This is a genomic window from Nocardia amamiensis NBRC 102102 (genome assembly GCF_001612745.1).
Classification (GTDB): domain Bacteria; phylum Actinomycetota; class Actinomycetes; order Mycobacteriales; family Mycobacteriaceae; genus Nocardia; species Nocardia amamiensis.
This window is the reverse complement of the sequence record NZ_BDBA01000033.1, coordinates 61,327-74,410: the sequence shown is the minus strand read 5'-3', so window position 1 is coordinate 74,410 and position 13,084 is coordinate 61,327. Positions and strand designations below refer to the sequence as shown.

14 protein-coding genes and 1 tRNA gene are annotated in these 13,084 nt (G+C 67.6%); 6 read left to right on the top strand and 9 right to left on the bottom strand.

Annotated features, from left to right (window positions below; genetic code table 11):
- Positions 1–617 (bottom strand): TetR/AcrR family transcriptional regulator (locus NA4_RS09765; RefSeq protein ID WP_067467354.1); only part of this gene is annotated, 617 nt, incomplete at its 3' end.
- A gap of 128 nt (positions 618–745) precedes the next feature.
- Entirely contained in the window at positions 746–1,915 is a 1,170-nt protein-coding gene (locus NA4_RS09760) for a pyridoxal phosphate-dependent aminotransferase (protein WP_218022279.1), read from the bottom strand.
- A 51-nt stretch (positions 1,916–1,966) separates the two neighbouring features.
- Here NA4_RS09760 and NA4_RS09755 point away from each other — a divergent pair, with 51 nt between their 5' ends.
- Positions 1,967–2,944 (top strand): M23 family metallopeptidase, encoded by a 978-nt coding sequence (locus NA4_RS09755; protein ID WP_067467393.1) that lies wholly within the window; start codon positions 1,967–1,969, stop codon positions 2,942–2,944.
- A 274-nt stretch (positions 2,945–3,218) separates the two neighbouring features.
- On the opposite strand, the gene purD is transcribed toward NA4_RS09755, so the two are convergent.
- Complete coding sequence (purD, locus tag NA4_RS09750) at positions 3,219–4,508, bottom strand: phosphoribosylamine--glycine ligase (protein ID WP_067467348.1); 1,290 nt, start codon at positions 4,506–4,508, stop codon at positions 3,219–3,221.
- A gap of 168 nt (positions 4,509–4,676) precedes the next feature.
- On the opposite strand from purD, the gene NA4_RS09745 reads away from it, so the two are divergent.
- A complete protein-coding gene (locus NA4_RS09745; RefSeq protein WP_067467390.1) occupies positions 4,677–5,054 on the top strand; it encodes a PH domain-containing protein in 378 nt (125 codons plus the stop codon).
- Between the two features lie 48 nt (positions 5,055–5,102).
- On the top strand, positions 5,103–5,528 hold the full coding sequence (locus NA4_RS09740; RefSeq protein ID WP_067467345.1) for an HIT family protein: 426 nt from the start codon (positions 5,103–5,105) through the stop codon (positions 5,526–5,528).
- A 115-nt stretch (positions 5,529–5,643) separates the two neighbouring features.
- Here NA4_RS09740 and NA4_RS09735 read toward each other — a convergent pair whose 3' ends face one another.
- Positions 5,644–6,078, bottom strand: coding sequence for a MarR family winged helix-turn-helix transcriptional regulator (locus NA4_RS09735; protein WP_067467342.1), 435 nt, complete (start codon positions 6,076–6,078; stop codon positions 5,644–5,646).
- 114 nt (positions 6,079–6,192) lie between these two features.
- Here NA4_RS09735 and NA4_RS09730 point away from each other — a divergent pair, with 114 nt between their 5' ends.
- Positions 6,193–7,320, top strand: coding sequence for an NADH:flavin oxidoreductase (locus NA4_RS09730; RefSeq protein WP_067467339.1), 1,128 nt, complete (start codon positions 6,193–6,195; stop codon positions 7,318–7,320).
- An 80-nt stretch (positions 7,321–7,400) separates the two neighbouring features.
- Here NA4_RS09730 and NA4_RS38995 read toward each other — a convergent pair whose 3' ends face one another.
- Both NA4_RS38995 and NA4_RS09720 read right to left on the bottom strand, forming a co-directional pair.
- Entirely contained in the window at positions 7,401–9,119 is a 1,719-nt protein-coding gene (locus tag NA4_RS38995; protein ID WP_084496946.1) for a glycoside hydrolase domain-containing protein, read from the bottom strand.
- 381 nt (positions 9,120–9,500) lie between these two features.
- Positions 9,501–9,821 carry a hypothetical protein gene (locus NA4_RS09720; RefSeq protein WP_067467336.1) on the bottom strand — a complete coding sequence of 107 codons (321 nt, stop codon included), beginning with the start codon at positions 9,819–9,821 and terminating at the stop codon, positions 9,501–9,503.
- A 260-nt stretch (positions 9,822–10,081) separates the two neighbouring features.
- Here NA4_RS09720 and NA4_RS09715 point away from each other — a divergent pair, with 260 nt between their 5' ends.
- Positions 10,082–11,218, top strand: coding sequence for a helix-turn-helix domain-containing protein (locus NA4_RS09715; protein WP_067467333.1), 1,137 nt, complete (start codon positions 10,082–10,084; stop codon positions 11,216–11,218).
- A gap of 22 nt (positions 11,219–11,240) precedes the next feature.
- Here the strand turns inward: NA4_RS09715 and NA4_RS09710 are convergent.
- The 3 genes from NA4_RS09710 to NA4_RS09700 form a co-directional block, all read right to left on the bottom strand.
- Positions 11,241–11,315: transfer RNA gene (locus NA4_RS09710), tRNA-Thr, on the bottom strand.
- Positions 11,316–11,428: 113 nt separating this feature from the next.
- Positions 11,429–11,671: an MbtH family protein gene (locus tag NA4_RS09705; protein WP_011207082.1), complete on the bottom strand. Its 243-nt coding sequence runs from the start codon at positions 11,669–11,671 to the stop codon at positions 11,429–11,431.
- 168 nt (positions 11,672–11,839) lie between these two features.
- Positions 11,840–12,673, bottom strand: coding sequence for an alpha/beta fold hydrolase (locus NA4_RS09700; protein ID WP_067467330.1), 834 nt, complete (start codon positions 12,671–12,673; stop codon positions 11,840–11,842).
- Between the two features lie 188 nt (positions 12,674–12,861).
- On the opposite strand from NA4_RS09700, the gene NA4_RS41325 reads away from it, so the two are divergent.
- Complete coding sequence (locus tag NA4_RS41325; protein ID WP_169811004.1) at positions 12,862–13,032, top strand: hypothetical protein; 171 nt, start codon at positions 12,862–12,864, stop codon at positions 13,030–13,032.
- Positions 13,033–13,084 lie beyond the last annotated feature (52 nt).

The following is a 13,084-nucleotide window of genomic DNA, read 5'->3' as shown; positions in this document are numbered from 1 at the left end:
TCCGCCCCTGCCCGAGCCGGTGGCGCGACGATGTCGATCACTTCCAGCAGCGCACCGCGAGCCATCCGCCGCGGTTCTGGGTCCATCTCGGTGAGCGCCGCGACCACCGCTCCGTCCACCACCGCGACCAGCCTGCGCAGCTGCTCCGGCCGCACCATCCGATCGGATCGGCGCAGCACGTCGGCCAGCAACTCGTCCAGCTGGGCGCGCAGCCGTAACTGGACCTCGCGTAACTCCGGGTGCCGCGCCGAGGCGACCGAGCGCTCGTAGCGGGCGATCAGCTGCCCGCGCGCGACCTCATCCGCGCCATCGGCCCCGACCAGCAGGTCGAGCACCAAGTCGACGGTGGCCTCCGCGCCGCGGCGCCGGTGGCTCACCTCCCCGACCCGCCTGCGCATCGCGTCCAGCTCGGCGTTGCCGCTGAACTCGACCGCCCGCGCGATCAGATCGTCCAGGGATTCGAAGTAGTAGGTGGTCGACGCCAGCGGCAGATCAGCGCGGGTCGCGACCGAACGATGCCGCACCGCTTCGAATCCACCTTCGAGCAGCAGCTCGGCGGCGGCGGCTACCAGAGCCTGGCGACGCCGTTCGCCTTTCGGGGTCGTCGCGGTGATCACCGTGCCATCGTGCCAGTCGTCATCAGTTCTTCCAGGGGAAATCAGCGAGGAAAAGCAGCCATCGTTGTTTTACCGCATCCGCGCGACCACGGTGCCGAACTGCGGAAAGTTGTTACACGACAGCGGGTTCAGACCGCCAGATAGTGCCCTAGACGCAGCAGCGCCGCCTCGATGTCCGCCGTAGCTCCGGCGAACGAGAAGCGCACCGTGTGGTGCCCGTTGACGGTGTCGAAGTCGACTCCCGGCGCGAGCGCGACTCCGGTGTGGTTCAGCACGTCGGCACACCACGCCCGGGAGTCGTCGGTGAGGTGGCCGATGTCGGCGTAGGCGTAGAAGGCGCCGTCGGCGGGAGCGAGGTCGGTGATGCCCAGCTTCGGCAGGCCGTCCAGCAGCAGCCGCCGGTTCACCGCGTACCGCCGGACGTGCCCGTCGAGTTCCTCCTTGGCCTCCGCGCCGAACGCGTGCATGGCTGCGTACTGCGAGATTGCCGGCGGGCAGACGGTCAGGTTCGAAGCCAGCCGTTGCAGTGCGGGCCGCAATCCGCTCGGCACCAGCATCCAGCCGAGCCGCCAGCCCGTCATGGAGAAGTACTTGGAGACGGAGCCGATCACCACCGATTCCCGCGATGTCTCCCAAGCCGACGAGGTCGCGCTGTCGGCGCTGGAGTTGTCGTAGGTGATGCCGTGGTAGATCTCGTCGGAGATCAGCAGCGTGCTGTGCTCCTCGCACCAGCGGGCCAGCGCGGCGAGTTCGGCGGGCGCGATCATGGTCCCGGTGGGGTTGGCGGGGCTGGCCACGATCAGACCCGCGGGCGGTTCCGGGAGAGCATCGAGCATCGCGACGGTGGGCTGGAATCGGGTCTGGGCTCCGCAGTCCAGCTCCAGCACGCGGCAACCGAGCGCGGCGAGCGTGTTGCGATAGGCCGGATAGCCCGGGCGCGCGACCACGACCGTGTCGCCGGGATCGAAGGCGGCGAGGAAGATCAGCGAGAAGGCGCCGGACGACCCGGTCGTCACCACCACGTCATCCGGATCGACCTGGTAGCCGTAGGTCTCGCGATGGTGTTCGGCGATCGCTTCGCGCAGCGCCAGGATGCCGAAGGTCTCGGTGTAACCGAGCAATTCGGACTCGATCGCCAGTCTCGTCGCGCGCAGCACCGGTGCGGGCGCCGGCGTCGACGGCTGCCCCGCGGCGAGGACGAGCACGTCACCGTGTGTTCTGGCGCGTTCCGCGGCGGCTTTCCATACATCCATCACGTAGAAAGGTGGAATGGTCGACCGGCGAGATTCTCTGGACACTCGACAGACGGTAGAGCACCAGCGGGCGCTGTCGCGGTTATGGTCTGCGTAATGCTCGAGAACGCTCGACGGGACCGGCTCGACCGAGTACGCGGAGTGGTTGGCATCGGGGTCATTCCGCGTGATTGGCGTGTGCGCCCGCCGAAACGTACCGGAAGGCGGGTGTTCGGAAGACTGTATCGGCGCGTCCTATGGGCGCGCCGATCCGCGCTGCGGACCCGGTGGAAACGCAGACCGGATATCCGTGCTCTGTGGCGGCGCAGACCCAGCGGGGAGGATGTGCTCGGGCTGGCGCGCAAGCACAGAGTGCTACTGGCCGGGTTAGCCGCGGCCGCGGTGTTCGCCGCGAGCGACACGCCGTTCGCCGGGACGGTCACCGAACGCACCCCGGCGCCGGATCGCGCCCAGCGTGTCGCCGTCGCGTATCCGCCGCAGATACAGAGCACGCCGCCGTCGGTGCGCCGGTTGCTGAACGCGATCGCCAACGGTGAGCGGCTGCGCGAGCAGGCCGTGGTCGCCACGGCCGCACGCGCCACCCTGGATCGCGCCAAGGCCGAGGCCGCCGCCGCGATCGCGGGTGAGCGTCAGCCGTGGCTGACCGGAAGCGCCCCGGTGCGGCCAGGCGCTGTGCTGCCGGGCACCGGCGGCTTCGTCCTGCCCACGCGTGGCGTGTTCACCTCCGGATTCGGTTCCCGCTGGGGCACCTTCCACAACGGGATCGATATCGCGGCACCGATCGGGACTCCGATCTACGCGGTCGCCGACGGCACGGTGATCGACGCGGGACCGGCCCATGGCTTCGGGCTGTGGGTGCGGATCCGCCACGACGACGGCAGCATCACCGTCTACGGGCACATGTACGACTTCTTCGTCTCGGTCGGCGAACGGGTGCCCGCCGGCATGCAGATCGCCCGCATGGGCAACCGCGGCGACTCGACCGGTCCACACCTGCATTTCGAGGTACTCGTCGGCGGACGGCATGTAGACCCACTGCAGTGGCTGGCACTACGCGGCCTGACCTTCACCTGAGCCGGACCAGCCCCGCGCGGCGCCGACCATCGCGTCGCGCATCCCCGCGGCGGTGCCTGCACGCAGACCCCGCATCATTTCGAAGGCGGCCAGCATGTCAGGCCACGCCTACGGCCACTCGGCGCGGGCCGCACCTCGGCTAGGGACTAAAGCTGCGAACGCGACAACTGGCCTGGCAAGCACATGAATAACTCGCCGGGTACCCCCAAAAAAGCATGCGCGGCACCAAACGCGGGACCTGAACGCAAATTCGGTGTCACCCGACTGGTACGGACTAAAGACTCGGCGAGGCGGGGACAGCGATACGGTCCTCCACGGCGGCCAAGCCGATATCCGTGCGGTAGTGGCTGCCTGGGAGCTTGATGGCGGCGATGCGGTCGTAGGCCCGTGCGCGAGCCTCGACCAGATCGGCGCCGACGCCGACCACGTTCAGCACCCGCCCGCCCGCGGAGACCAGCGCGCCGTCTTCGCGCAACGCGGTGCCCGCGTGCAGGACCGCGGCGGTGTCGTCGAGCGTGCCCTCGCCAGCGCCGGAGATGGCGTCGCCGATGCGCGGGCGGCCCGGGTAGTTCTCCGCGGCGACTACCACGGTGATCGCGGAGCCGTCCCGCCAGCGCGGCGGCGCGACCTGCGCGAGCGTGCCGGTGGCGGTGGCGTTGAGCAGCTCGCCGAGTGGGCTGTCCAGCAGCGCGAGCACCGCTTGCGTCTCGGGATCGCCGAAGCGGCAATTGAATTCGACCACCGCGGGACCGTCCTTGCCGATCGCCAGGCCCGCGTAGAGCAGGCCGGAGAATCCGCTGCCGCGCCGCACCAGTTCGGCGGCAACGGGTTTCACCACGTCCTCCACGATCGCGGTGACGGTCTGGTCGGGCAGCCACGGCAGCGGCGTGTAGGCGCCCATACCGCCGGTGTTCGGGCCGGTGTCGCCGTCGCCGACGCGCTTGTGGTCCTGCGCGGGCAGCAGCGGCACCACGGTCTCGCCGTCGACCAGGCAGAACAGCGATACTTCCGGCCCGTCCAGGAACGATTCCAGCAGCACCGGGTGGCCCTGCTCGAGCAGTTCCGCGCCGTGCTCGCGCGCGGCGGAGCGATCGGCGGTCACCACGACCCCCTTGCCCGCGGCCAGGCCGTCGTCCTTGACCACCCAGGTGGGTCCGAAACGGTCGAGCGCGTCGTCGAGTTCGGCCGGGCTGTCCACGACCTCGCTGTGCGCGGTGCGCACGCCGGCCGCGGCCATCACGTCCTTGGCGAACGCCTTGGACCCCTCGATCCTGGCGGCGGCGGCCGACGGGCCGAAGCAGGCGATGCCCGCGGCGCGCACCGCGTCGGCGACGCCGAGCACGAGCGGAACCTCGGGCCCGATCACCACGAGGTCGGCGTGCACCTCGGCGGCCAGCGCGACCACGTCTTCGGCGGAGGACGGATCCACCGGGCGGATCTGCGCGTGCTGGGCGATCCCCGCGTTGCCGGGGGCGGCGAACAGCGCGGTCACCGCGGGGTCCTGGCGCAGGGCCAGGACGAGGGCATGTTCACGGGCTCCGGAACCGATGACGAGTACACGCACGGCAACAGACTAATGGGCGCGGCCGGACGCACTCCGTTCGCGGCCCCGCGCCGGGGCGGGCGAAGGCTGACGCAGCCGTCCGTGCGCGGGGATGATGAATGGGGACAACGGATGTGGGCGAACACGCCCGCTCCGACCACACCGGAGCACCCGAAGGATGTGCTGACGATGGGTCTGATCGATGGACTGATGGGGAATGCCGGCCGGATCGATCCGGGCCAGGCGCAACAGGAGTATGCCAAGCTCCTCGGCAATGGTGAACAGGTCTACGCCGCGTATCTGCTGGTCCGCGACGCCATGCTGTTCACGAACCGCCGCCTGATCCTGATCGACAAGCAGGGCGTCACCGGCCGCAAGGTGAGCTACCACAGCGTCCCCTACCGCGCGATCACCCATTTCTCGGTGGAGACCGCGGGCACCTTCGATCTGGACGCCGAACTGGCCATCTGGATCGCGGGCACCTCCGAGCCGCTGCAGAAGCGGTTCAATCGCCAGGTGGACATCTACGAGGTGCAGGGCATCCTGTCGCACTTCGTGGCGGTGTAGCGCGCCGGCGCCACCCCTCGGTACGCGGGCCGGTCTAGTCTGCGGAGCATGGCTTCTGTCTTCAGTGCGATCATCGCCGGTCAGCTCCCGGGTCGATTCGTCTGGGAGGACGACGAGTTCGTCGGCTTCCTCACCATCGCCCCGATCACCCCGGGCCACACCTTGGTCGTGCCACGTAAGGAGATCGACCAGTGGCAGGACGTCGACGCCAACACCATGGCCCGGGTGACCGGCGTCGCGCAGAAGATCGGGCAGGCCGTGCGCGCGGCGTGGGACGCGCCGCGCGCCGGTCTCTTGATCGCCGGCATGGAAGTGCCGCACCTGCACGTGCACGTGTTCCCCGCGTTCACCCTGGGAAATTTCGACATCTCCAGCGCCGACCCGAATCCGAGCCCCGAATCCCTGGACGAGGCCCAAGCCAAGATCAAGCAAGCCCTGCGTGACCTCGGCTACGGCGCCAACGTCCCCGACTGAGCTTCCCGCCACTCCGGGTCTTCAGGCCGTACCGGCTAGCGGTCACGTGTGGGCCGTGGACGCACGGGACGGCCTGGTTCGCCGGCAGTACCAGTTCCGTCGCGGGTCACCCCGGTCAGGCGGAGAGCCGGGCGACGAAAACCCGTTCCAGCAGGGCGTACAGGCAGTCCCGTTCCTGGTCGCTGAGCCTGTTCAGGCCATCTTGCGTGGCGCGCATCTTCGCGCGGATCGCGTCGGCGACGCGCTCGCCCTCGGCCGTGAGGACGAGATTCTTGACGCGCCGGTCGGATGCGCTGGCCTCGCGGCGCACTAGGCCGCGCTTCTCCAGCCGGTCGATGATTCCGGTCACGTTGGAGGCGTCGCAGGTCAAGGTCTCGGCCAGGGCGCGCATCGCGGCGGGTCGACGGCGCAGTACGGTCAGCGCCTTGCCCTGGCTCGCTGTGAGGTTCTCGCTCGCTGCCGCGACTGTGAAGTCGCCGTAGTAGGCGCCGAGCGACACCGAGAGCAGCTCCATGAGCTCGGCCGTGTCGACGCGGGGAGCCTCTGTCATGAGAGCCACCCTATCCCCTGAAACTTGACTATCTCAAATATCTACCTCTACCGTATTCGCGTTGCTTGAGGTTCTCAAGCATCAAGGTTGTCAAGTAGCTACGAGGAGTCCTTTGTGACCGTCACCGCGTCCCCCGCCTCCCGCGCGGCCGAGCTCCTGTCCCGGCCCGTCGCGCTGAACGGCCTGACCGTCCCGAACCGCATCGTGATGGCGCCGATGACGCGCATGTTCTCCCCTGGCGGCGTTCCCGGTGATGATGTGCGGTCGTACTACGCCCGCCGCGCCGCCGCCGGCGTGGGCCTGATCGTCACCGAGGGGACCTACGTCGGCCACGAGTCGGCCGGGCAGAGTGATCGTGTGCCGCGGTTCGACGGTGCGGAACAGTTGGCGGGGTGGGCGAAGGTCGCCGAAGCCGTACACGCGGCGGGCGGCAAGATCGTGCCGCAGCTGTGGCACATCGGCATGGTGCGCAACCAGGGCGACGCGCCCTACGCCGACGCACCCGCCGTCGGCCCCTCCGGTATCCGCGTCGACGGCACCGAGGGCACCGGCAAGGCGATGATCCAGCGCGACCTGGACGACGTCATCGGCGCCTTCGCCGAGGCCGCCGCGGCTGCCGAGCGCATCGGCTTCGACGGCGTCGAACTGCACGGTGCCCACGGCTATCTCCTCGACCAGTTCCTGTGGGCGCGGACGAACCGCCGTACCGATGCCTACGGCGGCGACCCCGTGGCCCGAACGAAGTTCGCGGCCGAGATCGTGGCCGCGGTCCGCGCGGCCGTCTCGCCCGGCTTCCCGGTGATCTTCCGCTACTCGCAGTGGAAGCAGGAGGCCTACGACGCGCGGCTCGCCGAGACCCCGCAGGAGCTGGAGGCGATCCTCGCCCCGCTCGCCGCGGCCGGCGTCGACGCCTTCCACGCCTCCACCCGCCGCTACTGGCTCCCGGAATTCGATGGCGCGGACCTGAACCTGGCCGGCTGGACCAAGAAGCTCACCGGCAGGCCCACCATCACCGTCGGTTCGGTCGGCCTCGACGGCGACTTCATCCGTGCGTTCACGGGCGAGGGCGCCGAGCTGGGCAGCCTCGACAACCTCTTCGATCGCATGGAGCGCGACGAGTTCGACCTGGTCGCCGTCGGCCGTGCCCTGCTCCAGGACCCGGAGTGGGCGTCCAAGGTGCTAGGGGGGCGGATCGACGAGCTGAAGCCGTACGACGCGGCGGCACTGAAGACGCTGAGCTAGGCGCAAGTCGTCACCTCGGTTCCGAACGGGGCCGACCGCTCGTCGCGGTCGGCCCCTTGCCCTTTCTCCGCTTATCGCGGTCAGCTCGCCACGTCGTGTAGCGGAGTATCGACTCCGCCGACCGCAACCGTGGCCAGGGTCTGGCTCGGGGTCCAGTAGATCCGGCCGCGCTCGAAGTCCTGGTATGTGCCGGTGTCCCAGGGGATTTCGTCGGTCTTCGGCCAGCCCAGCGGCCCCTTCTCGAAACCGGAGCGGTTCCAGCGGTCACGGATCGCGCCGTGCACCCAGAAGGCGAGTTCGCTGGATTGCTGCCGGTAGAGCGCGCCGCCCTGGAAACCTTGCACCTCGCCCAAAGGCCGGCCATCCGGCGCGGTCAAGACGGTACGGTCGGTCACCGGGTAGCCGAGCGGACCAGCCTCCCAGCGCAGTTCCTCGAACTTCCGCCACAGTGTTTCCGGGATGGGGTGTGCGCCGGTGTCGGGGTGCCAATAGATGTAGCCGTGCTCGAACTGGGCGAAGCGGCCCACGCCATCGGGCGTCGCGATCTCGCCCGCGGTGATCCTTCTGCCCAGCCACGGGTTCGCGGCGGCGCTGTCGTTGATCGCGTTCGGCTCCGACCCGCCGCCCGGTTCGCCGGTGGCGAAGCCGCGCACATCATCGGCGAAGACGTCCCACGGGAAGTTCCGCCCGACATCGGTGTGCGTACCGATCCGGAGAACTTCGGTCACGTACTTATGGTCGGAGATCCCTTCGCGGCGTTGATATGGCGGCGCGATGACATGCGTGTCGAAACCGTATTTCCTGGCGTCCTGCACCGCCAGCCACGCTGCGATCCGGATGTCGTCGCGGATGCGTAGCCAGTCGTTCCGGCTCCACGCGACGCGGCTGCCCGCGAAGCAGAGGTTGATCGTGTACGGGTTCGCGTCCAGCACAGACCAGCTCGCCAGGTCGGTGTCGACGACGTCGACCACGATACGATCGCGGACCGTGTAGTGGTAGCTCACGCCATTTCTGGGATTGTTGAGGTAGTTCGCCAAGCTCTCCGCGGTTCCGTTGCCCTCCTGGGTGTGCAGCAGGAAGTTGGTGACGCGCGCCCCGTGACGGCTGGACGCGGAGTTGCCCATTCGGTCTATCTCGGTGTACTCCGGCTTGTTCATGTTTCCCCCTTCATCAGGATCCGCCGATTTCGACCACTGCCCGTAGTCGTCGGCGAGAACTTTGTTGACGTCCACCACAACGCCCCCGACCCGGTCGCTGTCGATGCGGATCTGGTGGATGTGCGCGGCCGGATGATCCCCGTTGATCGAAGGATCACCAGACCAGTTGTGTTGCCAGAACCACGTGGCCACACCGTCCTCGAGCGCCCATTCGATGCACCGCGCGTTGCCGTACATACCGGTCCACTCCAGGCCGACCACCGATGCCCAGCCCCGCAGGAACGGTGCGATCAGTGAATTCCACTCGTTCAGGGAGGGATTCGCGTCAACCGGGGCATACAGCGGCCGGAAGCCCGGTCCGCCCGCCGCGAGATGGTAGTTCAGCGCGATTCGTGCATGGTGCACCCCCGCGTCATAGCCCCCTTTCCAATCCGACGTTTCCCCTTTGCCGTACTGATAATTGGTGACTATCTCGAGCCCGATGGCACGTAATCGGTCGCAGTATTCGCGCCGCAGCGGCTTCGCTCCGAAATTCGTGCCCGGCCGGGAATCGCTGAAGTAGCCGATGACACCGGCATATCCCGCATCCTTGATCGCTTGCGGTTCGATCAATGCGGCGGAGAAGTCGATCAGTTCAGTCATCGCGCACCCCCCGTACGAGTCCGCGCGCTGGTTTGCAGTAACGCGTTATGTTCGTACATCTCAACAACTTTCGACATGTGGTGAACCTCGACATAGTGAGATTCGGCGCGATGCTAGCAGGAGATGCACTCATGCACGGGTTGTTCCCCATCTGGTGTTCGCCCGTGACCTCCCCGAACCCGCAACGAGACCTGGTCGCCTGCATACTTTCCCATTGTCGAGAACATGCCACCGGTTGGCAGGTAAGGGTGCCCACCGTTCGCGGTATTTCCGACTGGTCGCCCGCTCCGCTGAGATGCTCTGATCTAACCTGAATGATCATGCTGCTAGCTCTGATACGCAGCTATCTATGGCCAAAGCGGGGCCGCCGAATGCAAGTCGTCAATACCCACGGGACGTGTCGGGCACTATGCGCCCGGCGTCGATCAACGCTTGCCGCGCCGCTGCCTTGCGCGGACACTCGTCGGCGCGACATCCACGATGCCGCTGCATGGTCCAGTGCGCCTCGGACACACTCAGCGGTTGGTCGGGTGCCTCATGCGGCCACCCGATCGGCCACAGCCGGGCGTCTGCGGGCCCGGCCGCCTGCTCAGCCCGGATACGTGCGTGGCGTTCAGCTCGCCACTCGTCCTGCACGCGGTCGATGATCGCTTGGGCCGATGTTTCATCCGGCTCGGCTTCCCGCCACCAGTTGAACGCCATCGCTCCACCCCTGTCCTGTTCGAATGCGCTGGTATCGGCACCCGGCGCGGGGGGGAATCGCCGGAAGGGGACAAACATCCGCGCGCCGGGGCCTACCTCTAGAGCGTTCCGTGCGTATGGCGCTGGCAGCAGTGGCACAACTGGTGGCATGACTGGCACGGCACCGCGCGGTGGGGTATCCGTAACCGTGCTAGTGGCATGGGGGTGGCATTCGACCGTTCGGCGGGAGTTTCCAGCCGGAGAGGTGGCAGGCTGGTGGTATGTCGGGGGCCACAGGCGATCTGATCAGGCAGTTGCGCACCGCCAAAGGCTGGAGTCAGGGCAGGTTGGCGGCTGAGTTGTCCAAGGTGTCGGGTTACAACATGACGCGGGAATACATCTCGCGGCACTGGGAGTCAGGCAGAACCGAGCCGTCGCCGTTCTGGCTGCGCCATCTGGCGACAGTGCTGGACTGCCCCCTGAGTTTGTTGGAGGCCGACGTGAATCGACGCGAGTTTCTATCGCATCTCGCTGCTACCTCGATCGCGCCGGTGGTGGCTTCGGATCTTCTCTCGCAGGGGTTTTCAGCACGGCTGCATTCGACCGGGCCGGTGATCGAGGAATGGGAGGAGAAGCTCCTTGAGTACGGCACCGACTATATGAGCCAAGGCGCGGCGCAGATACAACAGCGGCTTGCCGCCGATCTGGTCGTCCTGCAACAGCAACTCGACTCCCCACGCATGTGGGCGGTCGCCGCCCGGCTGATGACCCTGTTCGCGAAGACCTATCCCGGCTCCGACGGCAACAAGGCGATCTCCTGGTATCGCATGGCCGCCGAAGCGGCGGACCGCTCCGGTGACATCGACATCCGGACTTGGGTTCGCGGCCGGGCCGCCATCGCCCTCGGTTACGAAGGCGCCGGGTTGCCGATCGCGCACGAATTCGCCGACCAAGCCCTGGCAATCTCCGAGCGACCCAGTCTCGGACGCCTCAATGCGGTATGGGGGAAGGCGCATGCCGCAGCACTTCAAGGCGACACCCATACCGCCCGTCGGTTGATCGCCGACGGCCGCCGCGCGTTCGACCGTTCTGGTTCCGAGGAGCAGACGTCCGACTACGCGGTGCCGTGGTGGCGCGTGAACGTCTTCCTGTCCCTGCTCGCCGCCCGGCTCGGCGACGAACGGCTGGCGGTGCAGGCACAGGAGGCGGCGCGGGCCGAACTGCCCGACTCGCTGCCCCGGTTCGCGACCCACCTGGACATGCACCGAGGCTTGATGCTGGTTCGGGCCGGGGACCGAGCCCAGGGAGTGAAACTGGCGCGGGCGGCACTCGACGCCCTGCCCCCGGAGAAGCACTCGCTCACACTGCGCATGTTGATGGCGGAGATAGAGCCCCCGCTGCGCGGCCTCTACCACTGAGCTCAGCCGCGCAGCGGCTGGATGGAGCCCCCTGTCAGGATTGAACTGACGACCGCTCGCTTACAAGGCGAGTGCTCTACCACTGAGCTAAGGAGGCGAGGAAAGCGGTTGTCATCATAGCCGGGCACGCCGACTGCGTGACACCGGGTTTCGGTGTCACGCAGCGGCGGTCGAATCGTCCCCGGCGCAGTATCGATTACCGCGGGAGGATCAGGACTGCGCTCCCTGGCGGGCCGCATCGTCCGCGGCCATGGCGTCGCGCAGGCTCTTCGGACGCATGTCGGTCCAGTTCTTCTCCACGTACTCGACACAGGCGGCGCGGCTGTCCTCGCCGAACACGACTCGCCATCCGGCTGGAACCTCTGCGAAGGCCGGCCACAGGGAGTGCTGTTCCTCGTCGTTGACCAGGACGAAGAAGCGGCCGTCTTCATCATCGAAGGGGTTGGTGCTCAATTTCACCTCACTGGATACTGGCGCAATGTACGGGATCGCTCTTGGTTCGCCCGACGCCCGGTTTTCACAAGCCACCGGCGTCGAGAGTCCCCGAGCGTTGTTTCGACACTAGCAAGCGAGACGTTACGCCTGGGCGCTTACCCAGGGGGCACGTCGGCCGCCGCGCAATCAGCTCGCAAAGAAGTCGAGCAGAATCTTGTTGACCGCCTCCGGACGTTCCAAATACCCGAAATGCCCAGCGTCCGGCACCTCCTGGTATCGCGCGCCCGGGATCACGTCGGCGATCTCCCTGGACAGGTACGGCGGAATCATCCGGTCGTCGGCGAATCCGACCGAAAGGCAGGGCACGCGAATCGCCCGGTATGCCTGGACCCGGTCGAAATCGTGGTCCATCCTGCGCTGCGCGCGGATGCCGGGCGCAACCGGTCCGCCGGTGAACTCGAACAGGTCCAGCCAGTCGCGGGCGGCGTTCGGCTCGGCCATGGTGGCGGGCGAGAGATTCATCACCGCGGTAATCGCGGCCTCGTATTTCGCCGGCAGCTTCACCCCGCTGGCGTCCAGTTCGTGTTCGCCGAGCGACAGCGTCTTCTGGAATTGGTCGAGCCGTCCGTGACCGGCCATGAACACCGCCTTGCGCACCAGGTCGGGGTGGGCCAGCGCCAGCTCCTGGGCCACCCGAGCGCCCATCGACGTCCCGGCGACCAGGGCGGGACCCTCGCCGAGGAATTCGATGAGGGCGGCCGTGTCGGCGACCAGATCGTCGATGGTCATGCCGGAGGCCGCCTCGAAGGACGGCGCGATGCCGCGGTTGTCGAAGGTGCATACCCGGTAACCGGCCGCGACCAGCGCCGGAACCTGGTGCAGCTCCCACACCCGGCCGGGACTGCCGGTGCCCATGATCATGACCACCAGCGGCGCCGAACCCTTGACGTCGGTGCCCCTGGCGCGGTCACCCTTCACCTGATAGTTGAGGGAAATCCCGTTCACCGTGGCCAGCGGCATGTCGACCCTTTCGTGGAGTTGGTGCTGCGCTCCCCACGGTATAGGGACCCGCAGGGTCGGCGCACCGACCGGGTGACCTGGTGTCGAGTGCCACGCGGCGGTCGGCCGCCCAGGCGGACGCCATTCCCAGCGTCGCATACCATTGACTTTTCGCACGTACGAGCGCACTGAGCCGGGAGGACTTGACAATGGCCGCGAAGGGCAGCGCCAACGACATTGCGGACGACGAACTGGAGCCACTCGCCGACGAGACCGCCCGCCAGGCGCAGCGGGTCGTCGCGGCCTACGCCGAAGATGCCGACGAATGCCGGATGTTGTTGTCTATGTTGGGTATTGGACCGAGCACCCGGGGCGAATAGTCTCGTTCTCGACGCCAACGGCGACGTCGACTCCAGCGGGATACAGCAACGC

Coding starts and splice junctions, on each gene's coding strand:
- NA4_RS09755 (WP_067467393.1), top strand. CDS start 1,967: ATGCTCGAGAACGCTCGACGGGACCGGCTCGACCGAGTACGCGGAGTG.
- NA4_RS09745 (WP_067467390.1), top strand. CDS start 4,677: ATGGGTCTGATCGATGGACTGATGGGGAATGCCGGCCGGATCGATCCG.
- NA4_RS09740 (WP_067467345.1), top strand. CDS start 5,103: ATGGCTTCTGTCTTCAGTGCGATCATCGCCGGTCAGCTCCCGGGTCGA.
- NA4_RS09735 (WP_067467342.1), bottom strand. CDS start 6,078: ATGACAGAGGCTCCCCGCGTCGACACGGCCGAGCTCATGGAGCTGCTC.
- NA4_RS38995 (WP_084496946.1), bottom strand. CDS start 9,119: ATGACTGAACTGATCGACTTCTCCGCCGCATTGATCGAACCGCAAGCG.
- NA4_RS09720 (WP_067467336.1), bottom strand. CDS start 9,821: ATGGCGTTCAACTGGTGGCGGGAAGCCGAGCCGGATGAAACATCGGCC.
- NA4_RS09715 (WP_067467333.1), top strand. CDS start 10,082: ATGTCGGGGGCCACAGGCGATCTGATCAGGCAGTTGCGCACCGCCAAA.
- NA4_RS09700 (WP_067467330.1), bottom strand. CDS start 12,673: ATGCCGCTGGCCACGGTGAACGGGATTTCCCTCAACTATCAGGTGAAG.
- NA4_RS41325 (WP_169811004.1), top strand. CDS start 12,862: ATGGCCGCGAAGGGCAGCGCCAACGACATTGCGGACGACGAACTGGAG.